The sequence below is a fragment of the Streptomyces sp. EDA2-14 genome, from assembly GCF_054963755.1.
This window is the reverse complement of sequence record NZ_JBUEGE010000014.1, coordinates 22,572-47,583: the sequence shown is the minus strand read 5'-3', so window position 1 is coordinate 47,583 and position 25,012 is coordinate 22,572. Positions and strand designations below refer to the sequence as shown.

The 25,012-nt window shown below is 69.5% G+C and carries 20 protein-coding genes and 1 pseudogene; 7 read left to right on the top strand and 14 right to left on the bottom strand.

The features are described from left to right. Positions 1–47: 47 nt before the first annotated feature. The 5 genes from ACY34M_RS28170 to ACY34M_RS28150 all read right to left on the bottom strand — a co-directional run bounded on the left by ACY34M_RS28170 (position 48) and on the right by ACY34M_RS28150 (position 5,322). Positions 48–842, bottom strand: coding sequence for an ABC transporter ATP-binding protein (locus ACY34M_RS28170; RefSeq protein ID WP_462721114.1), 795 nt, complete (start codon positions 840–842; stop codon positions 48–50). 305 nt (positions 843–1,147) lie between these two features. After that, a complete protein-coding gene (locus ACY34M_RS28165) occupies positions 1,148–2,395 on the bottom strand; it encodes an MFS transporter (RefSeq protein ID WP_462721113.1) in 1,248 nt (415 codons plus the stop codon). Further along, positions 2,376–3,461, bottom strand: coding sequence for an ABC transporter substrate-binding protein (locus tag ACY34M_RS28160; RefSeq protein WP_462721112.1), 1,086 nt, complete (start codon positions 3,459–3,461; stop codon positions 2,376–2,378). The genes ACY34M_RS28165 and ACY34M_RS28160 overlap by 20 nt, the downstream gene beginning before the upstream one ends. Positions 3,462–3,506: 45 nt before the next feature. Beyond that, the gene (locus ACY34M_RS28155) at positions 3,507–4,373 is read right to left on the bottom strand and encodes an amidohydrolase family protein (RefSeq protein WP_462721111.1); all 867 of its coding nucleotides are present in this window, start codon (positions 4,371–4,373) and stop codon (positions 3,507–3,509) included. A 55-nt stretch (positions 4,374–4,428) separates the two neighbouring features. Further along, positions 4,429–5,322 (bottom strand): substrate-binding domain-containing protein, encoded by an 894-nt coding sequence (locus tag ACY34M_RS28150; protein ID WP_462721110.1) that lies wholly within the window; start codon positions 5,320–5,322, stop codon positions 4,429–4,431. Between the two features lie 488 nt (positions 5,323–5,810). Here ACY34M_RS28150 and ACY34M_RS28145 point away from each other — a divergent pair, with 488 nt between their 5' ends. The 3 genes from ACY34M_RS28145 to ACY34M_RS28135 all read left to right on the top strand — a co-directional run bounded on the left by ACY34M_RS28145 (position 5,811) and on the right by ACY34M_RS28135 (position 9,925). Further along, positions 5,811–6,932, top strand: a complete 1,122-nt coding sequence (locus tag ACY34M_RS28145) for an ABC transporter substrate-binding protein (RefSeq protein ID WP_462721109.1) — start codon at positions 5,811–5,813, stop codon at positions 6,930–6,932. A gap of 63 nt (positions 6,933–6,995) precedes the next feature. Then, positions 6,996–8,774: an ABC transporter permease gene (locus tag ACY34M_RS28140; protein WP_462721108.1), complete on the top strand. Its 1,779-nt coding sequence runs from the start codon at positions 6,996–6,998 to the stop codon at positions 8,772–8,774. 17 nt (positions 8,775–8,791) lie between these two features. Continuing rightward, positions 8,792–9,925 (top strand): ABC transporter ATP-binding protein, encoded by a 1,134-nt coding sequence (locus tag ACY34M_RS28135; protein ID WP_462721107.1) that lies wholly within the window; start codon positions 8,792–8,794, stop codon positions 9,923–9,925. A 243-nt stretch (positions 9,926–10,168) separates the two neighbouring features. Here ACY34M_RS28135 and ACY34M_RS28130 read toward each other — a convergent pair. Together ACY34M_RS28130 and ACY34M_RS28125 are read right to left on the bottom strand one after the other, a co-directional pair. Beyond that, a pseudogene (locus tag ACY34M_RS28130) lies at positions 10,169–10,324 on the bottom strand (epoxide hydrolase N-terminal domain-containing protein); the annotation flags it as partial. A gap of 65 nt (positions 10,325–10,389) precedes the next feature. Further along, on the bottom strand, positions 10,390–11,166 hold the full coding sequence (locus ACY34M_RS28125; protein ID WP_462721106.1) for a VanZ family protein: 777 nt from the start codon (positions 11,164–11,166) through the stop codon (positions 10,390–10,392). A 359-nt stretch (positions 11,167–11,525) separates the two neighbouring features. On the opposite strand from ACY34M_RS28125, the gene ACY34M_RS28120 reads away from it, so the two are divergent. From ACY34M_RS28120 to proP, 3 genes are all read left to right on the top strand, one after another. Beyond that, the gene (locus ACY34M_RS28120; protein WP_462721105.1) at positions 11,526–12,044 is read left to right on the top strand and encodes a lytic polysaccharide monooxygenase auxiliary activity family 9 protein; all 519 of its coding nucleotides are present in this window, start codon (positions 11,526–11,528) and stop codon (positions 12,042–12,044) included. 116 nt (positions 12,045–12,160) lie between these two features. Next, complete coding sequence (locus ACY34M_RS28115; protein WP_462721104.1) at positions 12,161–12,886, top strand: chitinase; 726 nt, start codon at positions 12,161–12,163, stop codon at positions 12,884–12,886. Positions 12,887–13,208: 322 nt separating this feature from the next. After that, positions 13,209–14,696, top strand: coding sequence for a glycine betaine/L-proline transporter ProP (gene proP / locus ACY34M_RS28110; RefSeq protein WP_462721103.1), 1,488 nt, complete (start codon positions 13,209–13,211; stop codon positions 14,694–14,696). A 157-nt stretch (positions 14,697–14,853) separates the two neighbouring features. Here the strand turns inward: proP and ACY34M_RS28105 are convergent, their stop codons facing one another. From ACY34M_RS28105 to ACY34M_RS28095, 3 genes are all read right to left on the bottom strand, one after another. After that, positions 14,854–15,345 carry a DeoR/GlpR family DNA-binding transcription regulator gene (locus ACY34M_RS28105; RefSeq protein ID WP_462721278.1) on the bottom strand — a complete coding sequence of 164 codons (492 nt, stop codon included), beginning with the start codon at positions 15,343–15,345 and terminating at the stop codon, positions 14,854–14,856. Between the two features lie 61 nt (positions 15,346–15,406). After that, a complete protein-coding gene (locus ACY34M_RS28100) occupies positions 15,407–16,408 on the bottom strand; it encodes a YdcF family protein (protein ID WP_462721102.1) in 1,002 nt (333 codons plus the stop codon). A 55-nt stretch (positions 16,409–16,463) separates the two neighbouring features. Then, on the bottom strand, positions 16,464–17,639 hold the full coding sequence (locus tag ACY34M_RS28095) for a PucR family transcriptional regulator (RefSeq protein WP_462721101.1): 1,176 nt from the start codon (positions 17,637–17,639) through the stop codon (positions 16,464–16,466). Positions 17,640–17,764: 125 nt separating this feature from the next. Between ACY34M_RS28095 and ACY34M_RS28090 the strand changes: the two genes are divergently transcribed. After that, positions 17,765–18,964, top strand: a complete 1,200-nt coding sequence (locus tag ACY34M_RS28090) for an FAD-dependent monooxygenase (protein WP_462721100.1) — start codon at positions 17,765–17,767, stop codon at positions 18,962–18,964. Between the two features lie 36 nt (positions 18,965–19,000). On the opposite strand, the gene ACY34M_RS28085 is transcribed toward ACY34M_RS28090, so the two are convergent. The 4 genes from ACY34M_RS28085 to ACY34M_RS28070 form a co-directional block, all read right to left on the bottom strand. Then, a complete protein-coding gene (locus tag ACY34M_RS28085; RefSeq protein WP_462721099.1) occupies positions 19,001–20,764 on the bottom strand; it encodes a family 43 glycosylhydrolase in 1,764 nt (587 codons plus the stop codon). A gap of 61 nt (positions 20,765–20,825) precedes the next feature. After that, a complete protein-coding gene (locus tag ACY34M_RS28080; RefSeq protein WP_462721098.1) occupies positions 20,826–21,335 on the bottom strand; it encodes a hypothetical protein in 510 nt (169 codons plus the stop codon). A gap of 152 nt (positions 21,336–21,487) precedes the next feature. Then, positions 21,488–23,266 (bottom strand): coagulation factor 5/8 type domain-containing protein, encoded by a 1,779-nt coding sequence (locus ACY34M_RS28075; protein WP_462721097.1) that lies wholly within the window; start codon positions 23,264–23,266, stop codon positions 21,488–21,490. A 296-nt stretch (positions 23,267–23,562) separates the two neighbouring features. Continuing rightward, positions 23,563–24,990 (bottom strand): dihydrolipoyl dehydrogenase family protein, encoded by a 1,428-nt coding sequence (locus tag ACY34M_RS28070; protein WP_462721096.1) that lies wholly within the window; start codon positions 24,988–24,990, stop codon positions 23,563–23,565. Positions 24,991–25,012: the final 22 nt, after the last annotated feature.

The following is a 25,012-nucleotide window of genomic DNA, read 5'->3' as shown; positions in this document are numbered from 1 at the left end:
GCCGATGCGGGGAAAGGCCCGTTGCGCGAGCGGCTGGTGACGTCGCCTCAGGCGGCGTCCTGCTGCTCGGAGGCGAACAGTCCCCACAGGTCGTTGTAGAGCTCGGAGAACTCGCGTGTCTCGACGAGGGATCCGATGCTGCGGGGCCGCTCGAACGGGACCTGGATGACACGGCGGATGGTGCCGGGGCCGCGAGACATCACGACGACCTCGTCGGCGAGGTAGAGGGCCTCGTTCAGGTCGTGGGTGACGAAGATGAGGGTCCCGTTCTGCTCCTGCCAGATGTTGAGCAGTTCCTGCTGGAGGCGGAGGCGGGTGATGGCGTCGAGCGGGCCGAACGGCTCGTCCATCAGCACGATGGACGGGTCGTAGATCAGTGCCCGCGCGATGGCGCAGCGCTTCTGCATGCCGCCGGACAGCTCGCGGGGAAAGTGGTCCTCGAAACCGGTCAGGCCGACGAGCTCGATCCAGTGGGCGATGCGCTCCTCGCGCTCGCCCTTGGGGACCTTGCGGAACTTGAGCGCCAGTCCGATGTTGGCCCGGACGCTCAGCCAGGGCAGGAGGTGGGACTGCTGCGTCACGTACGCCGCGTCGGAGTTGACGGCGGTGACGCGTTCGCCGGCGTAGTGGACCTGCCCCTCGGTGGGGGTGAGCAGTCCGGCGGCCAGGTTGAGGATGGTGCTCTTGCCGCACCCGCTGGGCCCGATCACGGCGACGACCTTGCCGCGATCGACCTGGAACGACACGTCCTCGATCGCCGGCCGGTGGGTGCCGGGGAACTGCAGGGTGACGCCTTCGAGGCGGAGTGCCTCCGGGTGGGTGGTGCGCTGTGTGGTCGACATGTCTGTCTCCTCGGCCTTCCCTCCTCGTGAAGTCGGGAGGCGGGGCCGTGCGCTCGCGCCGTAACGGCGGTCGTGGATAGCGGGGCAGCCAGGTGGTGGGCTGCGCGACAGTGCTACGTCCTGATGCCGTCTCAGTGACTCTTCTCGTAACCGAGATTGTCGGACAACCAGTGAGGTGAACGTAGCACCGCCATCTCGCGGGACACAAGAAGTCTGCTGGAAGAACCTGGATTTACCGTGGTCACGCACTGGAACCACGCAAGTCATTGTCGGACAAGGCCGGTTGGGTACGTGAACAGGGCAGGTCAGCGGTGTCGTTTCGCGCGGCCGGCGAGCGACAGGGCCGACACGGCGAGGCCGACCCCGGCGGCCGCGAGCCCGCCGACGAACAGCCCGGCGCGCGCCCCCAGGGACGCGGCGATGGCACCCACGGCGGGGCCACCGACGACGGTGCCGCCGAGCCAGCCGATCGACCACACCGACAGCACCCGGCCACGCATCTGTGGCACGGCCGCGAGCTGCATCAGGGTCTTGGCCGAGGAGTTGAACGTGATCGAGGCGGCGCCGACGAACACCAGCACCCCCAGGGCCACGGGCAGGGTCGGCGCCAGGGCCGCGCCGCAGATCAGCGCTCCCCAGATCACCGCGGACACCGAGAGGGAGCGGTTGGTGAACCGTCTTCGGCGCATGGCGGCGAGCCCGCCGAGCACCCCGCCCACACTCATGACGGCCATCGCCGTGCCGTAACCGGCAGGGCCCGCGCGGAACACCGACGTGGTCAGCAACGGCAGGCTCACAGGGAACTCCCAGGTGAGCACCCCCGTCACGTACACCATGACCATCGGGTACAGCAGTTCCGGTGTGCGCCGGATGTAGCGGAGCCCGGCACGGATCTGCCCCTTCGCGTGCTCCTCGCGCTCGGCCGGATACATCTCCGCCGTCCGCAGCGTGAGCAGACTGGCGATGACGGCCAGGAACGAGACGGTGTCCAGGGCGAAGCACGGCGCCACGCCGAGGCCCGCGATGACGGCTCCGGCGATGCCGGGGCCCGCGAGCTTGGCGGTGTTGATGAACGTGGAGTTGATCGCGATGGCGTTGGACAGGTGCTCCGCGTCGACGAGTTCACCGATCAGCTTCTGGCGCGCGGGGTTGTCGAAGATGTTGGTGCAGCCGAGCGCCAGCATGAACACGATGAGCAGCGGCAGTGTCACGAGGTGCGCCCGGGTCAGCACGGTGAGCAGGGCGGCCTGGACGGCGAAGCAGACCTGCGTGAGCAGCAGCAGCCGGCGGGTGTCGTGGCGGTCCACCACGAGGCCGCCCCAGACTCCCAGCAACAGGATCGGCAGGTATCTGGCGCCGGTCACGACGCCCAGCACGGTTCCGCTGTGGGTGAGTTGGAGGGTCAGCCAGCCGATGGCGATGTTCTGCATCCAGTTGCCGACGACGGAGGTGGCCTGACCGAGGGAGAACCGGCGGTAGTTCCGGTTCCTGAGCGAGGCGAAGCTGCTCTGTCGTCCGCCTCCCCGGTGCACGTCACACGACGTTGGTGCCAAGTGCCTTCTCTCCCTCGGGGAAGAAGGTGGTGAGGCGGTTGTACTCGTCCAGCGTCGCCGTCGGGTACCACTTCAGGTGCGCCTCGCAGATCGCCCGGAGCACCGGGGTGTCGTCCGGGTGCGAGCAGTCGGTGCCGACGGGGATGCGCGAGTTGTACGTCTTCGCGAGGGCCCGCTGCGCGGCGTCGGAGGACAGGAACGAGGTGAGCAGCGCCGCGGCGGCGGGGTGCGGGGCGCCCTTCGGGACGTACAGGTAGGACTCGTTGGCGTTGGTCGGGGAGAGCGGTGCCACCTCGACGGGCGAGCCGTGCTTCTTGGCCTCAAGGACCAGGTTGACGAGGCTGGTGCCGACGCTCACCTCGCCGGACTCGATCGGCGCCTCGGTCTGGGTGGTGTTGGGCGCGTAGTGCGGCTTCTGCTCGGCGAACTTCTTCGCCCACGCCAGCGCCTTCTTCTGCCCGAGCGACGAGTCCAGCGCCCAGGGCGTGAGGAACGAGGCGCGCGACTCCGCGGACACCTTGCCGCCGGACCATTTGGGGTCCAGCAGGTCGTTCCAGCTCTTCGGTACGTCGGCCGGTTTCACCTTCTCGGTGTTGTACGCCCAGACCTTGGGGACCGCCCAGATGTACACGAGCTTCTTGGCGAAGAGGTTCTTGCGGCCGATGCCGTACTTCGTCCAGTCGACGTCGGCCGCCATGTCCTCGGACGGGACGACGGTGAGTCCGCCGGCCGCCGCCACGTCCACCGAGACCTTCCCGGCTGCCTGTTCCATTCTGAGCTGGCTCACCTGGTCGGGAGCCTTGGTGTTGCTGTACTTGACCTTGACGCCCGGGTACTTCTTCTCGAACAGGTCGATCGCCGGCTGCATCTGCGCTTGCGGCTTGGGCACCGACCACTCGACCTCGCCCTCCTTCTCGGCCTGCTTCACCAACGAGTTCGTCGACGCCGGGAGTACGGCGCTCTCGACTCTGGCGCCGCATCCGGTGAGGGCGGCGGCGGTGGCGAGCACGGTGACCCCGCTGAGAGCGAGCCGCCACCGTGCCGGGTGCTTGTTTTCCTGCCTCATGGCCTGTGTGTCCTCGGTTCGTGTCCAACGGTGCGGACGGGCGGCTCAGCGAATGGCGGCGGGGGTGTTGTAGACACGGGCCGCGTTGCCGCCCAGCACTCCGGCCAGCTCGTCCGGCGCCAGCCAGGACAGCCGGTTCACGATCGAGTCGCGCAGCTCCGCGAGGGTGCCTTCGGAGGCGGGGAAGTTGGATCCCCACATCAGGTGATCGGCGCCGAAGGTGCCCGCGAGCCGGCGCAGCACCTCGTCGACGTCGACCCCCTCTTCCTTGCCAAGGCGGTTCAGCGCGGGAGGCGTGATCTTCAGGTGGACGCCGGGGAAGCGAGCCAGATGCCCGAGTTCGCCGAGGTTCGGGTAGGCAGGCCCGCCGGTGGCGTCGGGGCGTCCGGCGTGGTCGAGCAGCACGGTCAGCGTCGGGTGCGCTTCGAGGACGTGGAGGAGCTTGCCGGTGTCCTTGGAGTGCATCTGGACGCACACCGGCACACCACGGCTCTCCACGTAGTGCCACACGGCGGCCATCCGCTCGTCCGAAAGGCCGCTGCCCGGCGTGGGCACCTTGGTGGTTCCGTCGGACACCCGGATGCGGACACCGCTGAATCCGCGCTCCTCGATCCAGTGCCGCAGGTCCGGGACGGCCGAGTCGGAGAGGAAGTCCACGGCGCAGACCCCGACGAGCCGGTCGGGGAACTTGGCCAGGGCGTCGGCCGCGTACCGGTTGTCGAATCCGTACACCGTCGAGGCGTGCACGAGGGCCGCCCGGTCGACGCCCGCCGCGTCCAGCGCCCGGATCAGGCCGGTGATGTCGACGGGCCGGGTGCGGGACCACTCCGAGCGGGTTCCGCCGAGCGGCGAGACCGGGTAGGCGTCGGGGTCGCCGGAGATGGCATGGGTGTGCGTGTCGAAGTACTGCATCAACTCTCCTGCGGGTGCGGTGGGGTGCGTGCCGTACGTCGGGGATGCAGGCCGCTCAGGCCTCCCCCACGTACCGGTCGAAGTCGGCGAAGAGGTCCTCGGCGGCCAGGTCGGACGTGATGAGTTCCTGCTCGCGGGCGTAGCGGATCGCCGTCCTGAGGGTGGCCAGGAGGGTCTCGTCGATGCCGTGCCGGACCACGAGTTCGCGGGTGGTGCCGGTGGGTTCCGCGGGGCGGGCCGCGTCGATGCCGGCGCAGAGCCCGCGGTGGATCGCGCGGACCAGGTCGGGGCGCGACGTGAGCAGGTCCTTGCGGACCACGGCGAGGTGGTTGACGGGCACCCAGCCGTGGTCGTCGAGGAACTGCTGCTGCCGGGCCTTCCAGTCCGTGATGACGGGGACGAGGCCCTCGACGTGGTCGGCGGAGCGGGCGCCCATCACGACGGCGGCGAGCTCCTTGTCCCGCAGTGCGTCCACCAGGGGCCGTCCGGTCCGCTCGACGTTGGACGGTTCGCGCACGCCGTCGACGTGTGCGCCTTCTCTGGTCACCCATATCACGTCCCGGGCGCGCACGCCGTAGGTGTCACTGAGGACACCGCGCACCCACAGACCGGTGGTCTGGCTGTAGGCGCGCACACCGACGCGCTGTCCGCGCAGGTCCTCGGGGCGGAGCTGCCCCTCACCGCCCCATACGGAGATCGACCGGTGGTGGAAGTTGCCGTGCAGCACCACGGGCAGCGCCGCGACGGGGACGCCCGCCTCGACGGCCTGCAGCAGGGTGGCGACGGCCAGTTCGGAGACGTCGTAGCGCAGCTCGCGCACCATCGGGGCGAAGGCCCGGTGGATCGGCTCCACTTCGGGGAAGTCCAGCTCGCAGCCGGGGACGTCGAGGGCGCGGTCGAGGAGTGGCTCGGTGTGCGGATAGCGGCGCAGTGCCACCGAGAGGCGCATGTCTGTCCCTCCTTCATCGGAGATTTTGTTAGACAATGCGGGGAAGCTAACAGCGATTTCGCGGCCCCGACAAGCCTCCGTAGTCAGAATCGTCAAACAATCGGGGCCAGTTGATGGCCCGCAGGGGACGAGCGGGGGCCGCACGACACCTGTCGAACGAACGTCCGCCGATTGTCCAACAATCAAGACGGCCTTCGGTCGCTTCCAAGGGGTTCACGGCAGCCCGACCCGGTGCTACGGTCCCGTTTGTTCGACAAAAAGCCTGAGCCGCGGGGCCTCCACAGGACGACAGGACCGCCCCAGCCGCACCGGCGCTGCCGCCGCCGGTGCACATCGGTATCGATCACCGCCCGTCGCCGACCCGACCCCGTCCTCGGCGCACGCATCACACATGCCTTCTTGCCGTGCGCGGCGGTGTGTCGGACAACCGGCGACGACAACCAGTACCCGGCGAGTCCTCGGGTGCGCACCTCCGAAGAGGGACGGCGATGAGTCACCATCTCGCAAGGGTCGGCCTCGTAAGAGCCGACAGCAGGGCCGCACGACACACGCACCGCAGAGCCATCATGGTGGTCGCGCTCGCACTGCTCGCCACGACCGCCGCGACCGGCTGCGGAGCGGGCACGGAGCAGGCCGAACTCCCCTCGTCCAAAGCGGCCTTGATCAAGCAGGCCACACAGGACGGTGTGGTCGACTGGGCGTCCTGGAACCCGGAAGCCCAGATGCAGCCCGCCATCGACCTGTTCGAGAAGAAGTACCCGCACATCAAGGTCAAGTACACCAACATCAAGGCGCCGGACCAGGTGAGTCAGCTCAAGGTGGAGCAGGCCGCCAAGAAGGTGTCGATCGACGTGGCCAACGCCGGCGGACTCACCATGAGCCCCGCCGTCAAGCTGGCCGGAGACGTCGACTGGGCGAAGTACGGGATCGCCGACAAGGACATCTTCGCCAAGAACTTCGTGTACGTCTGGGCCACACCCAAGGTCTGGGCCTACAACACCGACAAGGTGAAACCGGCGGACGTACCGAAGAGTTGGAGCGAGCTCCTGGATCCCCGCTGGTCCAACGGCAGGATGTCCGCCGAGTCACGCGCGTCGTTCATGTCCGTGTGGGACCTGGACACGTCGCTGGGCGAACCGAAGGCACTCGCCTGGGCCACGAAGTTCGCCGCACTGAAACCGCACTACTCGCCGAACGTCACCCAGGCCGAGGCGCCCATCGAGTCGGGCGAGGTGAGCATCGGCACCAGCCTCGCCAGCCTGGTCCTCGCCGCGAAGGACAAGGGCGCACCGGTCGCCATCGCGCCCGTGTCGCCGACCAGCGCCAGCGAGTCCTACCTCTACGTCCCGAAGGGCGCACCGCACCCGGCGGCCGCGGCGCTCCTGACCTCGTTCCTGTCGTCCGACGAGGCCCAGCGGGTGCTCGCGAAGACGTACAACTCCAGGATCCCCGTGGACACCGACTGCTCGGACCCGGACGACACCCCGGTGCTGCGGGCGATGTGCGACGCACACCTGAAGTGGTACGGCACCAAGACCCTCGCCAAGTACACCGAGCTCTCCCGCTTCTATCCGAAGGTGGAGAACAGATTCGGGACCGATGTGGGCTAGCGACACAGGAGAGAACGAAGAGCCGACCGCGACCGGCACCCGGTCCGTCATGGGGAGTCCGCAATGGCCCTGAACACCGAAGAAGCCCCACCGACACAGAGCGAGGAATTGGAGACACCACCCGGCGCGCACCCCGCACACCCACGAGCCAGGGTCGCCCCGCTCGCGCGCGGGCTGTTGAACCTGGCCATGGTCGTCCTGGTGGGATACCTGGTCCTGGTCCCCCTCGCGATCCTCGTCTACAGCAGTCTGAAGCCGTCGACCACCGACCTCCCCTTCGAGGTTCCCGGCTTCTCCCTCGACAACTTCCAGTCCGTGTTCGCGTCCGACCGGCTGGGCTCGGTGACCCTGAACACCGTCCTCTACGTGGTCGGTTCGCTCGTGGTCGCCCTCGTCCTGAGCCTGAGTCTCGCCTACCTCTTCGAGCGGACCGACATACCTGGGCGCCGGGTCCTCAGTCCGCTGGCGCTGGCCCCGATGGCGGTGCCGGTCACCGTGATGGCGATCGCCTGGGCGCTGGTGGCCAACCCGGCCAACGGCCCGCTGGCCATCCTCGTCCGCAAGCTGTTCGGCGTCCACGTCGACATCTATTCGATCCCCGGAATGATCCTGGTCATGGGCATCTTCGGGGTGCCCAGCATGTACTTGATGATCGCCCCGGCCTTCGCCCGGCTCAATCCCGAACTGGAGGAGGCCGCGGCCACGGTGGGTGCCTCGATGTGGCGCCGCCTGCGCCTCATCGTCCTCCCCCTCGTCGCGCCCGCGGTGTCTGCGGCCGGGATCCTGCTGGTCGTCGTGGCCCTCGAAGGGTTCGCGATCCCCGCGATCCTCGGGCTGCCCGACAAGATCTTCGTCTTCAGCAGCCTCATCCAGTACTCGCTGCAGCCACCGGGCGGTGTCCCCAACTACGGACAGGCCAGCACCTACGGTGTGCTCATCCTCGCCGTGTCACTCGTCATGCTCGCCGTGTACCGGCGCCGCGTCCGTGACACCAACCGCTTCCGCGTCGTGGTCGGCAAGAGCTACCGGCAGACCAGGGTGAGCCTGGGCCGCTGGCGGATCCCCGTCGTCGTCGTGGTCTGCGTCTACATGTTCATCGGCATCGTGCTGCCCGTGCTGGCGCTGCTGTGGACGAGCTTCTCCCCGTACACCCGGCCCATCACCTGGTCCGGGCTCCGGTCGATGACGTTCGCCAACTACACCCACCTCCTCGACATCCCGGACATCGGCACGATCCTGCTGAACACGGCGGAGGTCTCGCTGGTCACCGCCACGGTCACCACCGCGATGTCGGTGTGGATCGCGGTCGCCGCCGCGCGCCGCCAGTTCCCCGGCAGCACGCTCCTGTTCGAGACCACGTCGTCGGTGTTCGGCATCCCGAGTGTCGTCCTCGGCGCCGCCGTGCTGTTCCTGTACCTGTTCGTGCCGATCCCGATCTACGGCACCGTATGGATCATCATCGTGGCCCTGGTGACACGGTTCCTGCCGCGTGGCTCGCGCATGGTGCAGACGGCGCTGATGCAGCTGGACGACGGGCTGATCGAGGCGGCCAGGGTCACCGGCGCACGCCCCGCCACCGTGACACGGACGGTGCTGCTGCCGTTGCTGCGGCCGGCCCTGTGGAAGTGCTGGCTCTGGGTCTTCGCGCACGCCCTGGGCGAACTGCCCATCGCCCTGCTGCTGACCAGCTCCGACAACCGGACGCTGGTGGTCGTCCTCTGGGACACCTTCACCTCCAGCGTCGACAACCCGACGGCCAGCGCCCTGTCCGTGGTCCTCGTGGTGATCTCCACCGCCGCCGTGTGGCTGGTCAACCGCCGCAGCACCGTGAAAGAGGTATGAGAGAGATGGTGGAAGCGATGAGCAACAACCCCGTGAACTCGATCGTCATCACGGAGCTGCGCAAGTCCTACGAGCGGACGACCGGCGCCGGGGCGACGTACGCGATCGACGGAGTCTCCTTCGACGTCCCCAAGGGCCGCTTCGTCACGCTGCTCGGGCCGAGCGGCTGCGGCAAGACGACGACGCTGCGGTGCGTCGCGGGGCTGGAGCGGGCCTCGGGCGGCCGGATCGACATGGGCGGCCGGACCGTGTTCGACGGGCCGCGGAACATCCACGTCCGGCCCGAGGACCGGCCGATCGCGATGGTGCCCCAGTCGTACGGGATCTGGCCGCACATGACCGTCATCGACAACGCGGCCTTCCCGATGCGGCACGGCCGCAACCGGCGCAAGGGCCAGGACATCCGGGAGCGCGCCATGGGCATGCTCGAACAGGTCGGCCTCGACGCCATGGCGGACCGGTGGGCCACCCAGCTCAGCGGCGGCCAGCAACAGCGGCTCGCCTTCGCCCGCGCCCTGCTCGGTGATCCCGAAGTACTCCTCCTCGACGAGCCGCTGTCCAACCTCGACGCGAAGCTGCGCGCCAAGCTCCGCCAGGAACTCCGCTCGTTCCAGGCCCAGTTCGGCGTCACCGCGCTCTACGTCACCCATGACCAGGCCGAGGCGCTCGCGCTCTCCGACACGGTGATCGTGATGAACCAGGGGCACGTCGAGCAGATCGACCGCCCGGAACGCCTCTACGACCACCCGCGGTCGTCCTTCGTCGCCGACTTCATCGGCAGCGCCAACCTGGTCCCCGTCCAGGACGTCTCACCCCGCCGCGACGGCGCCGGCGTACTCGCGAAGACCGACGTGGGCCCGGTGACATGCCTGCGCTCGTCCGACGACCGGTCCCCCACGTCCGGCACCGGCGGCTTCGTCTGCGTACGCCCGGAGAACGTCGAGGTCCGCCCCGACGCCTCCGACCTCCGCGAGGACGAGTTCCCCGGCACCGTGGAATCCTCCGAATTCCTCGGCGACCGACTGGAACTCGTCATCCGCGCCTCGGACATCTCCCTGACGGCCTCCACTCGCGCCAGCCTGACCTGCCGCCCCGGCGACGAGGTGGCGGTCCGCTTCGACCCGACGACAACGAGCTACTTGCCGCATTGAGGCGGGGCCCGGGTGTAGCGGTTCGGCGAACTGTTGGATCGCCATGTCCTCGGCGAAGTCGGCCACCCCGGTCGGGGCCTTCGAGGGGGTCGGGTGTGCCCAGTCGTGTAACTTCTGGCCGATCCGCGCGAGTTGGTCGACCGGTGAGCCCGCCAGGCCGAAGCCCGGGATGAATCCGGCCGTCGCCGCCCCGGGCGCCGTATCGCTCATCACCGAGCCTGGCCATGAGCTGGTGAGCCAGCGGTCGACCAGGTTCCTGGCGTGGGCGGTCGGCACCCCGCGGCTCCAGCCCACGTCGGGCACTTGATTGGGCCAGCGGGTCCGCTCGAGGCGGGCCCTGAGGCCGTCCAGGTCGGACTGCTGAATGTCCACACGGTATGGCGTGATCCCGGAACCCATCCGGTGCCCCCTCGAGCCGTCACCGTCCGTCCCGGAGGCACGGGCGACGTCGCGTGCTGCCGTACTCAGGGGCGCTTGACCCGCAACAGGTCGGGCAGCCCCCGTCGCGGAGGCTTCGCCGCCTCCTTCTTCTTCGCTCCAGTCTTCGTGTTCGCTCCGGTCTTCGTCTTGGCCGCGGTCTTCGTCTTCGCTCCAGTCTTCGTGTTCGCTGCGGCCTTCTTCGTGGCGGCAGCCTTCTTCTTGGCCGGAGGCTTCTTCTTCGCCGGAGTCCCCTTCCTGGCCGGAGCCCTCTTCTTGGGCGGAGCCGGCTTGGCAGCCGTGTCGGCCGGATCAGTCGCGTCGGCGCGTGGCCGCCACCAGTGCTCGCGGCGCGGGTGCAGCGCCCTGCCGAACCTGCGGCCGAGGAGGAGATATCCGAAGAAGGCGCCCGTCGCGTTGAGGATCACGTCATCGATGTCGAACGCCCGGCCGGTGACCAGCAGCCCCTGGGCGACCTCGACGGTCAGCATCACGAACGCCGTCATGAGCACCACCCGGACAAAGCCGCGGGTGCGCGGGAAGAGCACCGGAAGCAGCACTCCGAACGGCACGCCGAGCACGACGTTGCCGCCGACCTGCTTGACCGTGTCGCGCCAGTCGGGCTGGTCGAAGTACAGGCGGATCGAACTGCCGGGGTGCAGGTTGGTGTGCGTCAGCGGCACGGACGCGGCCGACGGGACCAGGGTGACCTTCGCCAGGCCGACGGCGAACGCCACCATGCACACGAAACCGACCGCCATGCCGAAGGCGCGTAACAACTGCCGTGTCCACGAGTGCCGTCGCGTACGGGATTCGGTTTCCATGTGGCGCCTATTACCACGGAGTTGGCTCCGCACACGCCCTGAGTCAGAACGGGCGGCGCCCGGGCGAACCCGGGAGGCCCCACCACCCGCCGACCAGGCAACGGCCCCCTGTGCGGCCGGAATCGATCGGTCCACGGCGGACGCGGGTTCCTCGCGAGGGCCTTGACACGCCCACGACCACTTGTATGGTCTAGTCCAAGCAACGGCCGTTCACCTTAAGGGAGTTCACCCGCGCCGTACGTCGGGTGGGCTCCCGCCTGCCCCCTTCGCGCCTCTTGGCCCCACCCTCGAGAGGCCGACCCGGGCGTGCGCCCCCACTTCACGCACGCCACGGGAAGACCTGAAGTGAAGGAGTACGCATGAACGCCAGAAGGAAGACCGCCGCACTCATCGGCGCGGCCCTGGCCCCCGTCATCGCCGTCAGCCTTCCCGCCGGTTCGGCGAGCGCCCACGGCTACATCTCCACCCCGCCCAGCCGGCAGGCCCAGTGCGCGGCGGGCACCGTCTCCTGCGGTGACATCACCTACGAGCCGCAGAGCGTCGAGGGCCCCAAGGGGCTGAAGAGTTGCAGCGGCGGCAACAGCCGGTTCGCCGAACTCGACGACGACTCCAAGGGCTGGACCGCCACCCCGGTCTCCCGCAACGCCACCTTCGAGTGGAAGCTGACGGCGCAGCACGCCACCAGCACCTGGCAGTACTACGTCGGTGACCAGGAGATCGCCGAGTTCAACGACAACGGCGCGAAGCCTGGCGCCACGGTCACCCACAACGTGGACTTCGGCTCCCTCACCGGCAAGCAGAAGGTACTGGCCGTCTGGAACATCGCCGACACCTCGAACGCCTTCTACGCCTGCATCGACGTGAACGTCGGCGGCTGAGCCAAGCACCCCGGTACGGCGGCGCCGCGGGTCTTCCCCCACGGCGGGCCCCCGGCCCGTCACGGCCCGCGGCGCCGTACCCCCCACCACTACTCCCTCGATCGGAGTGCTTCGCCATGCGCCGCCGCACCTTCAGCCTCCTGACCGCCACCGCCTCCGCCGCCGTCCTCGGGTCCCTGGCCCTGGCGGGTCCCGCGTCCGCCCAAAAGGTCGACGCGCAGGCCGACTTCGTCGTCAGCCAGAGCCAGTTCGACCAGATGTTTCCGGGCCGGAACTCCTTCTACACGTACGAAGGCCTGACCGCCGCGCTCAGCGCCTACCCGGAGTTCTCCGGGACGGGCAGCGACACCGTCCGCAAGCAGGAGGCCGCCGCCTTCCTCGCCAACGTCGGCCACGAAACCGGTGGTCTGGTCTACGTCGTCGAGCAGAACACCTCCAACTATCCGCACTACTGCGACTCCTCGCAGCCGTACGGCTGTCCGGCGGGCACCGACAAGTACTACGGACGCGGCCCGATCCAGCTCAGCTGGAACTTCAACTACAAGGCGGCGGGCGACGCCCTCGGCATCGATCTGCTCAACAACCCCGACCTCGTCCAGAACGACGCGGCCGTCGCCTGGAAGACCGGCCTCTGGTACTGGAACACCCAGACAGGACCCGGCACCATGACCCCGCACAACGCCATGGTCAACGGATCCGGATTCGGCGAGACCATCCGCAGCATCAACGGCACCCTGGAGTGCAACGGGGCCAACCCCGGCCAGGTCCAGAGCCGTATCGACAACTACAAGAAGTTCAGCCAGATCCTGGGCGTCGACCCGGGCGCGAACCTGAGCTGCTGATCCGAAAACGATGGCGCCGACCCGGCGTGCCCCGACGGGGGTCGGCCGGGTCGGCGCCCTCTCCTCTCCCACCGGCAGCCGCACGACACGACCGCTGCCACCCCGCCTCCCGACTGCGGCATTCGAGTGACCCCGCTGACGAAGTGCCCCGAGACATGGTGTGCCGAAGCACCAGTCGGGCAGCCGTCCCCGAGGTGCGCCGGGTGATCAATGTGACGGACACTCGGCCCTGACGCGCAGAGATGAGGACAACGGAGAGAGGCGGCATCGGCACGTGGCTGACACACCTTCTGACGGCCCGACCACCAGAGGCCGCAAGCGCATGCCTCAGACGGTCGCGGACATGCCCCGGCACGTGCGGGAAGAACTGGCCCGTCGGCTGCGGCGCACCAAGCGCGCCTATCGCAAGCAGGACGTCCAGGTCGTCGAGAAACCACTGCTCAAGCGGGCTGTCGGCGCCTCCGCGCTCGGCAACTGCATGGAGTGGTTCGACTTCGGCGTCTACAGCTATCTCGCCGCGACCATCGGCAAGGTGTTCTTCCCCGGCGCCTCCCCCGGCGCCCAGCTGATCTCGTCGTTCGCGACCTTCGCCGCCGCGTTCGTGGTGCGACCGCTCGGCGGCCTGGTGTTCGGCCCGCTCGGTGACCGGATCGGGCGGCAGAAGGTCCTCGCCACCACCATGATCCTGATGGCGGCCGGCACGTTCTCGATCGGCCTCATCCCGAGCTACGAGACGATCGGTATCGCCGCTCCGATTCTGCTGCTGGTCGCCCGAATGGTGCAGGGCTTCTCGACCGGTGGTGAATACGGCGGTGCCACCACCTTCGTCGCCGAGTACTCGCCCGACCGACGGCGTGGCTTCCTGTCCAGCTGGCTCGACTTCGGCACCTTCGTCGGCTACGCCCTCGGCTCCGCGCTGGTCACCGTGTTGAACGCGTCGCTCACGGACGACCAGATGCTGTCCTGGGGCTGGCGTCTGCCGTTCCTGATCGCGGGGCCGCTGGGTGTCATCGGCCTGTACATGCGGTTGAAGCTGGAGGAGTCTCCCGCCTTCCAGCAGCAGCTCGACGAACACGAGAAGAACCTCGCCCAGGACTCGGTCGGCAGTGAGTTCAAGACCATCGTCCGCAAGCACTGGCGTCCCCTGCTGGTGTGCATGGGCCTGGTCCTGCTCTACAACGTCACGAACTACATGGTCACGGGCTATCTGCCGACCTATCAGACGGAGACACTCGGCCGATCCAGCGGCTCGGCGGACGTCCTCGTCCTCACCGGCATGGTGTGGATCGTCATCCTCATCACCTTCCTCGGGCGCCTCAGCGACCGCATCGGCAGGCGCCCCCTGTACGCGGGCGCGGCCGTCGCGATGATCGTCCTCGCCATCCCCGCCTTCCTGCTCATCAAGGCGGAGGGCACCTGGCCGCCCATCTTCGGGGTACTGATCCTCTCCACGCTCCTCGCGTGTTTCGCCGCGCCGAGCGCGGCCACGCTTCCCGCGCTGTTCCCGACCGCGGTGCGGTACGCGGCGATGGGCATCGGCTTCAACTTCGCCGTGGCGGCATTCGGTGGCACCACCCCGCTGGTGACCGAGGCCTTGGTGAACGCGACCGGCAACAAGATGATCCCCGCCTACTACCTGATGGCGGCCGGAGTCATCGGCCTGATCACCGTCAAGTTCCTGCCGGAGAGCGCACAGCTGCCGCTCAACGGCTCCCAGCCGATGGTCGGCTCGGCGGAGGAACAGAAGGAACTGATCGACACCTCCCAGGACCTGTACGCCTACGCCAAGGAACAGTCCTCCTCCCGCTGACCACCGCCTCCATCGCGCCCCCACGGATCACGCCACCACGGCCCGCGGGGGCGCGCTGCTGCGTAAGCGGACATGCGGCCTGCCAAGTGACCGGGCGCGAGGGATCTTGACCGGCCGGGCGATCCCGCTCGCTCACGCGCGCACGGTTCAGCAGGGGTCAGGGGGTGACGACGGACACTCCGGCCCGTGCCAACGCCTTGCGGAGTTCGGCGTCGGCCGTCCGTTCGATGATGAGGGTGTCGAAGCCGATGAAGGCCACGTCCGCGCGCAACTCCCGGAAGAACTCGGTCGCCCGCGCGTTCGAGAGGGCAAGATCACCCGCGCGCAGCCTGCCGCCACTGACCAGTACGTCGATCACGACGGTCTGCTGCGGCTTGACCAGAGCCGCCGCCGCACGCCCGATGGCGGTCTTCTGCGCCGCCCGGGCACCGCTCCGCTCGGTGAACGGCGCCTCCTCCCCCACACCCGCGTCGCGGGTGGTGGCTCCTCCGTGCACGCGGGAGAGCTCGCCACGTTCCTCCAACAGCGCGAGATCACGACGTACGGTCTCGCGCGAAACGCCCAGCAGGGTCGTCAGGCCGTCGGTCGTGAAAAAGGTAAGTCGGGCGAGTTCGGAGACGATCCTCCGATGCCGTTCGGCGGCGAGCATACTCACGCCCCGTGACTGTTTCTGTGGCCTTCTGACCGCATCCCACTGTCGTCGCGTGTGGTCAGCTCCACCAGAGAAGGACGCCGCCGAGCAGGAGGGCGAGGCAGATGCCCAGGTTGGTGCGGCGGTACGCGAGGAAGATCGCCACGAACTCACGGATCATCGCGCTGGGCCAGAAGTACGCGGCGGTCGGAGAGCCCACGACGTGACCGCGCACCCCGACCCTGCGCGCGGTCACCGCGGCGCGGAACACGTGGTAGTTGTTCGTGACCATCACACACCGGTAGTCGGGAACGGCTTTCTCCATCAGCGCCTTGCTGAACCGGAGGTTCTCGTCGGTGGTCGTCGAGCGGTCCTCACGTTCGATCAACTCGGCCGGGAATCCGTGCTCCACGAGGTACTGCGCCATGGCGTGCGACTCTGGCAGTTCCTCGTCCGGTCCTTGGCCGCCCGAGGTGAGCAGGACCGGCACCCGGCCCCGCTTCGAGAGCGAGTCATGCAGGCGCCGGGCCCGCTCCAGGCGGCTCGCGAGCAGCGGTGGCACCGTCGAGCCGTTCACCAGGCCCGACCCGAGGACCACCACGTAGTCGGTCCGTCGGCGCAGCTGGAGCCTTTCGTAGAGGAAGGCGTAGACGATGAAGCAGAGGAACAGGAAGGCGACGTACCCGGCGAGGGCCAAGGCCGTCCCCGCCACGGCCAGCAGGGTGCGGGTGTGCTGGATCCGGGCGACGACCAGCAGCGCGAGCAGCGCCGTGAGCGCCGTCCCGGCCAGCAGCGACATCAGGTTCGCCGGGCTCGCCCCCTCCTTGCGGAGCATGGTCACGCCGTTGGAGATGAGGAACACCGCCAGGACGACGATGGCGACGATCGCGAGCCCGAACAGGAGGACGAGCAGCGTGCTGCTCAACTGCGATCTTTCACGGGCGAGTTCGAGCAACCAGGGGGCTTGCGCGAAGACGATGGCCAGGCCGAGGAGGACGGCGTTGCTGAAACGGCGACGCTCCCGCAGTACTCCGACGCAGAACATGAGGAAAAAGAGGACCGCCGGAGCGTAGACCAACATGCGCTCATGCTAGGCCCATTTCCGCACGGTTCGAGACCAAGGCACCGGCGGCCACCTACGGGTCGCCCCACGGCCCGAGACCGGCGAGCTGGGCCATCCTCAGGCCCGTGTGGAGCTCGCGACGCAGCCGGCCGTCGCCGAGGTCGCCGCCGACGGCGGCACGGATCTTGCCGAGCCGGTAGTACAGCGTCGAGCGGTGGATGCTGAGCACCCGGGCGGTCTGCTGGGCGTCGCCGCCCTGGTCGAGGTAGCAGTCCAGCGTCGTCAGGAGCTCACGGCCGAGACCCGCGGTGATCAGGCGGTGGACCGGCGGTGGAAGCTCGTCGACGCCGAGTGTCTCCAGCGGCAGCCGCGCGAGCGTGCCGTCGAGGCCCACGTGCTCCCAGTCGGTGACTGTCGAGTGGTCCCGCGGTGCGAAGCAGGAGGCACGCCAGGCCAGCCGTGCGCGCTCGAAGGAGCGATGGACGTCGGCCAGCCCGACCAGGGGGCCGATGCCGGCCCGTACGCCCGCGACCTGCGGCTGTTCGAGAATGCGGGTCAGCCGGGGTGGGACGACCGGCCGCGGGAAGAGCAGGACTCCCAGCCCGTCGGGCAGCGTCGCACCGGCTGCGGAAGCGGTCGAGGCACGGGCCACGAAACCGAGCGTCACCGTGACGGCCAGGGCCGCCCTTTCACCGTCGCGGGGTGAGGCGGTACGCGGATCGGTGCCGAGGACGACCGGGCAGTACCGCCCCGATGCGCTGAGGATCCGTTCGGACACGAGCGCCTCGGCGGCGGCCGCCCGCCGCTCCGGGCCACCGGTGACCAGGTCGACGGTCAGACTCCGCGAGCGCGCGAGCTCCCGCTCGGCGCGGAGGCCGCGGAGCGCCAGAAGGTCACCGAGCGAGGGGCCCGCCGCCACCAGTGTGTCGAGGACATCGGCCGGAACGCGCTCCGTGCCGAGCACGAGAACCAAGTGGCCCGTGATCCGGTGGTTCCGGTCGGCGAGTCGCACGAAGAGACACTCGCCGAGCCCCGGGACCGGCTCGACACAGTACGCATGACTGGTGGTTCGTGGCGGTTCCCACGCGTCGCTGTGTGCCAGGACGTGCGACAGACGTCGGCGGTCGGTTTCGCTCTCGTGCATGGAGTAGCCGACCACGCGCATCGCCTCGTCGATGAGGACGAGCCGGTGCCCGACGGCCTCGGAGAGGTCCTGGACCGCGTCGTCCAGGTCGGGTGTCCGCTGCATGGACGCATCGTAGACACGCTCCGACAGACTGTCGGACCGCGGTGGTGGAGCTTGCCGCTGCGGGCCGATGCCGGGCACCGCGCACCCGGCCTAGCGTCGGACCGACCGAGCGGGAGGAGCCGAGCATGACGGGTGTGAACTCAGGGCGCAGGATCGCCATCGTGGGCGCGGGGATCGGAGGACTGACCCTCGCCGTCGAACTGCGCAGGCAGGGCCTGGAACCTCAGGTGTACGAACAGGCCGAGGAGTTGCGCGAGGTGGGTGCGGCGGTCGCGCTGTCGGCCAACGCGACCCGCTTCCTCCGCGACCGGACCGGCATCGGCGAGGGGTTGGCCCAGAAGGCCGCCGATGTCGACGGGTTGGTCTTCCGCGACGGCCGGGACGGCCGCGTGATCGGCAGGGTGCTCTCCCGCGAGGCCTACCGGGCGCGGTGCGGGGCGCCGTACTACGGCATCCACCGCGCCGACATCCAGCAGCTGCTTGCCGGTGCCCTCGGGGGCGTCGGCCTCCACCTGGGGAAGCGTTTGGTACGCATCGACGACAGCGGCGCCGCGGCGGCGGTCCTGCACTTCGCCGACGGGGACCGTGCGGAGGCCGACCTGGTCATCGGCGCCGACGGCGCGAAGTCCTTGCTGCGCCGTGAAGTCGTCGGCTACGACGACGCCCGCTTCTCGGGCTGCTACGGCTGGCGCGGCATCGTGGGGCCGCAGCACCTGGATCTTCTGCCGGACCCCGGGGCGATCCAGTTCTGGATGGGGCCGGGCGGTCACCTGCTCCACTACCCGATTGGCAGCGGCGAGCAGAACTTCCTGCTGGTCAAGCGGCTTGACGGGCCGTGGCCCGAACGGGCCTGGCTCGCCCCCGGCGCGCCCGGAGAACACGTGGCCGCCTTCGAGGGCTGGCACCCCGCAGTCCTCCAGATGATCGATGCGGTACCGGCCGGCGACCGTTGGGGCCTCTTCCACCGGCCCCCTCTGCACCAGTGGAGCAAGGGACGCATCACCCTGCTCGGGGACGCCGCGCACGCGCTCGTACCCCACCACGGGCAGGGCGCGAACCAGTCGATCGAGGACGCGATCGTCCTCGCCGACTGTCTGACCGACGCACTCGCCCGTGGCGAGGACTGGGAGCCTGCGCGGCTGCGCTACCAGGCGCGGCGTCTGGAGCGCACCCGCAAGGTGCAGGTCGCCTCGATCACGACCGCCGACGTCCTTCATCTCCCCGACGGGGCCCGCGCCGAGGCGCGCGACGAACGCCTCGGCGCGCCCGACGCATGGGAGCGTCACCTCGCCTGGATCCACGAGTACGTGGCCGATCGCGACTGACGCACCACCGCCTCGCGCACGCGCAGCGTGGCAGCCTCACCGCACCACGACCGGCACGGTCACCGTCACCGCCTCCGCTCGTGACCCGTGGCGTGCCTGGTGCACGTCGCGGTACGAGCCGTCGGCCCGGCGCCGCTGGTACACCAGCGTCAGCCGTGCCGTGCCCCTGCGCAGCCCGCGAAGTGTGACCGTGCCGTCCTCGACGCGTACCGACGCCGGGCCGGCCGGGCGGAGTTCGGCCCGCAGCCGGTTCTCCGGGGCCGACAGGTCGAACGCGGCGCCCGCGGCGCTGCGCACCGCGCAGCCGACGTCCGCCGTCCCGCCCACGGACACCGCGGCCGGTCGGGCGGTGAGCGTGAAGGGCGCGGTCCCGGCGGGCACGGGCTCGTCGCCGGTGGACTGGTCGATGGTGAGCAGCGGGCGGCCCGCGGCGCCTGCGCCGTCAACGTGGTGATCGTCGATACGCAGCCGTTCGGTGTAGACGACGCGGTCGGGCGACGTGGGCGACGTCCGGCCGTGGTGCACGTAGTACAGCTCGCTGCCGTCCGGTGAGGCGGTCAGGCTGCCGTGGCCGGTGGAGTACATCCCGACGTCGGGGTTCTGCGAGAGCACCGGGTTGTTCGGGTGCTTGCGCCACGGGCCCAGCGGGTGCTCGGCGACGGCGTACCCCACGCCGTAGTACTGGTTCTCGAAGTTGTTGGCCGAGTAGGTCAGGTAGTACACGGTGCGCCGCTCACCGGCGTGGACGTAGTCGTGCCGCCAGGCCGTGGAGCCCTCTTCCCAGCGGCGGTCCTTCTTCGAACCGCCCGACGTCGCATGGTCGTTGACGTGTGCGTCCTCCCAGGGCTGCGGGTCGGCCGCGTAGGTGAGGACGGGCACGAAACCGTCCCGGCGCCGCGCGTCGTCGGCGCCGGGACGCGCGTTGGCGTCGACGTAACGGGGGTGGATGGTGGGCATGGTGGCGCCCTCGGGGTCCCTCCACCAGTGCGTGGTGAGCTCGACGGCGGCGATGTTGGACTCCTCGACGTACTTGCCGAGGCCGGTGTCCCACACCCAGTTGCGGTAGGCGTTGCTGGAGAAGTAGAGGTAGATCCGCCCTTCGTCGAAGAGCAGGTTCGGGTCGATCATCGGGATGTAGGAGCCCAGCGGCGCGGTGCGCCCCTCCTCCTCGGTGGCCGGCGGAGTGAGCTGATCGGCCATGATGAGGTTGACGTCGTGGTAGTCCGGTTTGTACGGGTGGTAGTCCAGCGGCCGGTCGTCGATGTTGCGGAACGGACCCTCGGGCGCGCGGGACACCGCGACCCCGATCGAGCACGGCTCCTCGAAGTCCGCGTGGCCGAAGTACTGTTCGCCGAGGGCGGGACCCATGCGGGCCGCGTAGAACAGGAAGTACAGGCCGGTGTCGGGATTGCGGTAGACCTCCGGCGCCCAGAACCAGTCCTTGCCCCACCGCTTCGGGTCGTCGGCGCGCAGCGCGCCACCCGGCAGGCGCTCCCACGTCGACAGGTCGGGCGAGCGGTGCACGCCGAAGTAGTAACCGTCGTCCGAACCTCCCGTGCAGTACGCGTAGTAGTAGCCGCTGGGCTCGTCGAACAGGACGTAGGGGTCGCCGCCGGACGTCGCCGCGTCGTTGACGTACGTGGCGTCGGTGGCGGTGGACTCACGTGCGCCGCGGTCGGGCCGCCGCGGGGAGGCGACGGCGGCGCCGGGCGCCAGGGCCGCGGCGGCGAGGGCCAGCGTCCCGCCGAGGACGGCACGTCTGGCGGGCGGGAACGAGGGGCTCGCGGACTCGCGGCTCATGACTGCACCTTCTTCAACGGGACGACGGACAGACGGGGTTGGGGCATGGGGGCAGGTGCGGTCAGCAGCCCCCGCAGTTGTAGAACGTCACGTCCCAGTGGTTGCCCTCGTCCGCGTACACGTTGCCGGACGCGGCCTTGTACTGCGGGGCGCCGTCGCCGCGCAGACCGATGTAGGTGAAGTGGTTCTTGATGTAGCTCGTCACGCAGGTGTTCTTGCCGAAGTCGAGCTTGTAGCCGTTCCAGTGCGAGTAGGTGCCGCTCGCGTGGCCGGTCTCCGTGCCGCCCGTGATGTTCAGCGCGCACGCGCTGGCCGACTTCAGCGTCTGGGCGCCCTGGGCGGTGGCGAGATTGAGCTGGTCGAACGACGTGCACGTGGAGACGTTGCGGTCGGAACAGCCACCGGACGAGGACCAGGTGATCCCGGCCGAGCGGAACATCGACGTCGCCGTCGCATGCGAGATCTTCGTGGCGGCGAACGCGTCGGTGGAGGTCGTCAGCGCGCCGAAGCCGGGGGCGACGAGAGCGGCCGTGGTGAGGGCGAGCGCGGTGGGCGCGGAGCGGATACGCATGGGGATCGCGGCCTTCCTGCCAGTGCCTGAGTGGGGTGTGACAGCTGTGATGCAGGTGGATCGGCCCAGATCGTGCCAGGGTCTACGCGCGTGCGGAAGACCCCGGACGGCCGGTGCCGCGGCGACCGGCCCTCCGAGGCCGTTGTCGTCCGTCAGGGGTAGGACACCACGGTCGACGGGACGGTGTCGCTGCCCGAGGTGGCGGCGCCGATGTCGTTGATGACGTGTTCGTACTGACCCTTGCCGCCCAGTGACACCACGAGCAGGTCGTGGAACTTCACGCCCGGTGTGTTCGGGGCGGCGAAGCCGTGGTGCTGCACGATCGTCGGGTCGACGTTGTAGAAGCAGTACGAGCCCAGGCCCCAGCCCTCGTGGCTCGTCACGGAGTCGGCGACCTTGTAGGCGGCGAAGCCCTTCATGTCGCCGTTCTGGATGGCCGCCTGGTTCGGGGCGTCGTACGCCTTCTCGTTCTGGAAGAAGATGGTGCGGCCGCGCTCGCCGGACCACTGGACGTCGTACTTGTTGAAGTGCTCGACGAACAGGCCGGTCATCAGCACGTCGTCGCCGTTGACGACGACGCCGTAGTCGGCCCGGTTGGTGTCCCAGCCCACGCCGTCGCCGTGGTCGGCGCGCCACACCCATGTGTGGTCGACGATGGTGTGCCGGGCGTTGACGACCAGGCTGGTGGTGGCCTTGCCGGCGCCGGCGCCACCGATGCGGACGAACACGTCCTGCACGGTGATCGGGTCGGCGGAGTGGTCCGCGGAAGCGCCCTCCGGGCCGATCTCGATCAGGGTGGGCGAGTTGACGGTTCCCGCGTCCACCAGGAACCCGGCGAGCCGCACCCCGTTCACGTCCGCCACCTTCAGCGCCGTCACACCGCCGTCCGGGACGAGGGTGGCGTAGCCCAGGCCGAGGACGACGGTGCCCTCGCGCTTCACCTCCACGGGGGCGTCGAGGTGGTAAACGCCGGGCGTGAGAAGGAGGTTGAGGCCCTGGGCGAGGGCGGCGTTCAGGTCGCTCGCGCTGACGCCGGGCTGGGCGACGTAGAACTGGCTCAGGGGAAGCGAGGTGCCGCGCGGTGTGCCGCTGCCCCAGGTCGTGCCGCGTGCGTTGGTCCGCTTCTCCGGCAGGAACACCTTGTAGTCCTCGCCGTCCAGGTACAGGAACGGCTTCTCGCGGGAGACCGGGGTGGTGTCGAGAGTGGTGTACGGCGGGTCGGGGAAGCTCTGCGCGGGCGCGCCCTCGACGCCGGAGAACACCATGTTCCACACGGCGTTCTGCCATCCACCCACCGAGGAGTCACGGGTGTACCACTGCTGCTGCGAGTACGGGCCGACGGTGCCGTCGATGCGGCTGTCCGCGATGTAGCCGCCGCTGGCCCAGCCGTAGCCGTCGGGCGAGAGATTGAGGCCGCCGCGCACGTGCATGCGGCGGAACGGAGCGGCCTGCGCGACCGCCCACCGGTTCGTCCCGTTCACCGGCACCAGCGCGAGGTTCTCGGCCGAGCGCCAGAAGTTCTGCGTGGCGTTGCCGTCGAACCAGCCGGCGTCGACGGTGACATCGCCGTTGATGACGGTGTCGTCGGGGGACAGTCCGAGGCCTGATATCGAGGTGTAGAAGCCGAGTTGGGCGTTGAGCCCGTTGTAGGTGCCCGGCTTGAACAGCAGTTGGTAGCGGCCGTCGCCGAACTGGGCGGACTCCTGCTGCTTGAAGATCTCGTCCAGCTTGGCCTGGATGCCGGGCGTGGACGGGTCGAACACGATCACGTTGGGCCCGAGGTCACCGCCTGCGGCGAGGGGCTTGCTGCGGGCGGGCGAAGGGGCGGGCGCGGCCGGCGCCGGCGCCGTCCCGAGGACGGGCAACGCCGCGCCGACGGCGGCCGCGCCGAGAACTCTGCGGCGCGACAAGGGCAGGGGGAAGCGAGTCACAGCGGCTCTCCTTGTTCATGAAATGAACGAGTGGGGGTGGTGGGAGCGCTCTCTTGGCGACGCATGCTTCAGGGTTGTGAAGCATGCGTCAAGAGTTACTGCGGAACTTAGTTCAGGAGGTGATGAAAGAGGGTCGGCGAAGAACCCGCTGGCGACCGCGACATCGGCGAGTTGGAGGAAGGCGTGTGCGACGAGAAGCGGTAGTCGTCGCCTGCTGAAACCAGCGCGCCCTCGTCACCCCGTGCCGGCCGGGGTGGCGAGGGCCTTAATCGACGACTGCCGCGCCGGAAGGTTGTCTAGCCGCGGTACGTCTCCAGCAGCCGCAGCCACACCTCGCTCACTGTCGGATACGCCGGGACCGCGTGCCACAGTCGGTCGATGGGGACCTCGCCCGCGATGGCGATCGTGGCCGAGTGGATGAGTTCGCCGACGCCGGGGCCGACGAAGGTGACGCCCAGGAGGGTTTCGCGGTCGAGGTCGACGATCATGCGGGCGCGGCCCGTGTAGCCGTCGGCGTAGAGGCTGGAGCCCGCCACGTTGGCCATGTCGTAGTCGACCGCGCGGACCCGGCGGCCCGCTGCCTCCGCCTCGGCGAGGGTGAGGCCCGCGCTCGCGGCCTCGGGGTCGGTGAAGACGACCTGGGGGACGGCGTCGGTGTCGGCGGTGGCGGCGTGGGCGCCCCAGCGGTCGGTCTCCAGGAGCGGGACGCCCTGCGCGCGGGCGGCGATCGCGGCGCCCGCGATGCGGGCCTGGTACTTGCCCTGGTGGGTGAGGAGCGCGCGGTGGTTGGCGTCGCCGACCGCGTAGAGCCAGGTGCTGTTCGTGACGCGGAGGCTGTCGTCGACGTCGAGCCAGGAACCCGGTTCAAGGCCCACCGTGTCGAGGCCGATGTCGTCCGTGCGCGGTGCGCGGCCCGTCGCGAAGAGGATCTCGTCGGCTTCGAGTGTCGTGCCGTCGTCGAGGGCCGCGGTGACCGTGCCGTCGGCCGCTCGTTCCACCGATTTGGCGGAGACCCCCGTACGAATTTCCGCGCCCGCCTCCCGCAGCGCGTCCGCCACGAGCTCTCCCGCGAAGGGCTCCATGCGCTCCAGCAGGCCACCGCCGCGTACGAGCACCGTGACCTGCGAGCCGAGCGCCTGCCAGGCCGTCGCCATCTCCGTGGCGACCACGCCGCCGCCGACCACGATGAGGCGGCCCGGCACCCGGTCCGCGCTCGTGGCTTCCCGGCTGGTCCACGGCTTGACCGCGTCGAGGCCCGGCAGCGGCGGCAGCGCCGCGCGGGTGCCCGTGCAGACCGCGACCGCGTGCCGCGCCGTCAGCGTGGTCACGGTGCCGTCCTCGGCGGTGACCGTGACCCGGCGCGGTCCGTCGAGCCGCCCGTGGCCGCGGTACAGGTCGATGCCGATGGACTCCAGCCAGCCCACCTGGCCGTCGTCCTTCCAGTGAGAGGTGAAGTCGTCGCGGTGCGCGAGGACGGCCGGGGCGTCGAGCGGGCCCTGGACCGCCTGGCGCAGGCCGGGGACCCGGCGCGCGTCGGCGCGGGCGATCACCGGGCGCAGCAGGGCCTTGCTGGGCATGCACGCCCAGTAGGAACACTCCCCGCCGACGAGCTCGCTCTCCACAATGGCGGCGCTCAGCCCGCCGGCCCGCGCGCGGTCGGCGACGTTCTCGCCGACGGGTCCCGCTCCCAGCACTACAACGTCGTAATCGATGGCATCCGTCATGCGTTCCAGTGTCTCAGCGTGG

Coding starts and splice junctions, on each gene's coding strand:
- ACY34M_RS28170 (WP_462721114.1), bottom strand. CDS start 842: ATGTCGACCACACAGCGCACCACCCACCCGGAGGCACTCCGCCTCGAA.
- ACY34M_RS28160 (WP_462721112.1), bottom strand. CDS start 3,461: ATGAGGCAGGAAAACAAGCACCCGGCACGGTGGCGGCTCGCTCTCAGC.
- ACY34M_RS28155 (WP_462721111.1), bottom strand. CDS start 4,373: ATGCAGTACTTCGACACGCACACCCATGCCATCTCCGGCGACCCCGAC.
- ACY34M_RS28150 (WP_462721110.1), bottom strand. CDS start 5,322: ATGCGCCTCTCGGTGGCACTGCGCCGCTATCCGCACACCGAGCCACTC.
- ACY34M_RS28145 (WP_462721109.1), top strand. CDS start 5,811: ATGAGTCACCATCTCGCAAGGGTCGGCCTCGTAAGAGCCGACAGCAGG.
- ACY34M_RS28140 (WP_462721108.1), top strand. CDS start 6,996: ATGGCCCTGAACACCGAAGAAGCCCCACCGACACAGAGCGAGGAATTG.
- ACY34M_RS28135 (WP_462721107.1), top strand. CDS start 8,792: ATGAGCAACAACCCCGTGAACTCGATCGTCATCACGGAGCTGCGCAAG.
- ACY34M_RS28125 (WP_462721106.1), bottom strand. CDS start 11,166: ATGGAAACCGAATCCCGTACGCGACGGCACTCGTGGACACGGCAGTTG.
- ACY34M_RS28120 (WP_462721105.1), top strand. CDS start 11,526: ATGAACGCCAGAAGGAAGACCGCCGCACTCATCGGCGCGGCCCTGGCC.
- ACY34M_RS28115 (WP_462721104.1), top strand. CDS start 12,161: ATGCGCCGCCGCACCTTCAGCCTCCTGACCGCCACCGCCTCCGCCGCC.
- proP (WP_462721103.1), top strand. CDS start 13,209: ATGCCTCAGACGGTCGCGGACATGCCCCGGCACGTGCGGGAAGAACTG.
- ACY34M_RS28105 (WP_462721278.1), bottom strand. CDS start 15,345: ATGCTCGCCGCCGAACGGCATCGGAGGATCGTCTCCGAACTCGCCCGA.
- ACY34M_RS28100 (WP_462721102.1), bottom strand. CDS start 16,408: ATGTTGGTCTACGCTCCGGCGGTCCTCTTTTTCCTCATGTTCTGCGTC.
- ACY34M_RS28095 (WP_462721101.1), bottom strand. CDS start 17,639: ATGCAGCGGACACCCGACCTGGACGACGCGGTCCAGGACCTCTCCGAG.
- ACY34M_RS28090 (WP_462721100.1), top strand. CDS start 17,765: ATGACGGGTGTGAACTCAGGGCGCAGGATCGCCATCGTGGGCGCGGGG.
- ACY34M_RS28085 (WP_462721099.1), bottom strand. CDS start 20,764: ATGAGCCGCGAGTCCGCGAGCCCCTCGTTCCCGCCCGCCAGACGTGCC.
- ACY34M_RS28080 (WP_462721098.1), bottom strand. CDS start 21,335: ATGCGTATCCGCTCCGCGCCCACCGCGCTCGCCCTCACCACGGCCGCT.
- ACY34M_RS28070 (WP_462721096.1), bottom strand. CDS start 24,990: ATGACGGATGCCATCGATTACGACGTTGTAGTGCTGGGAGCGGGACCC.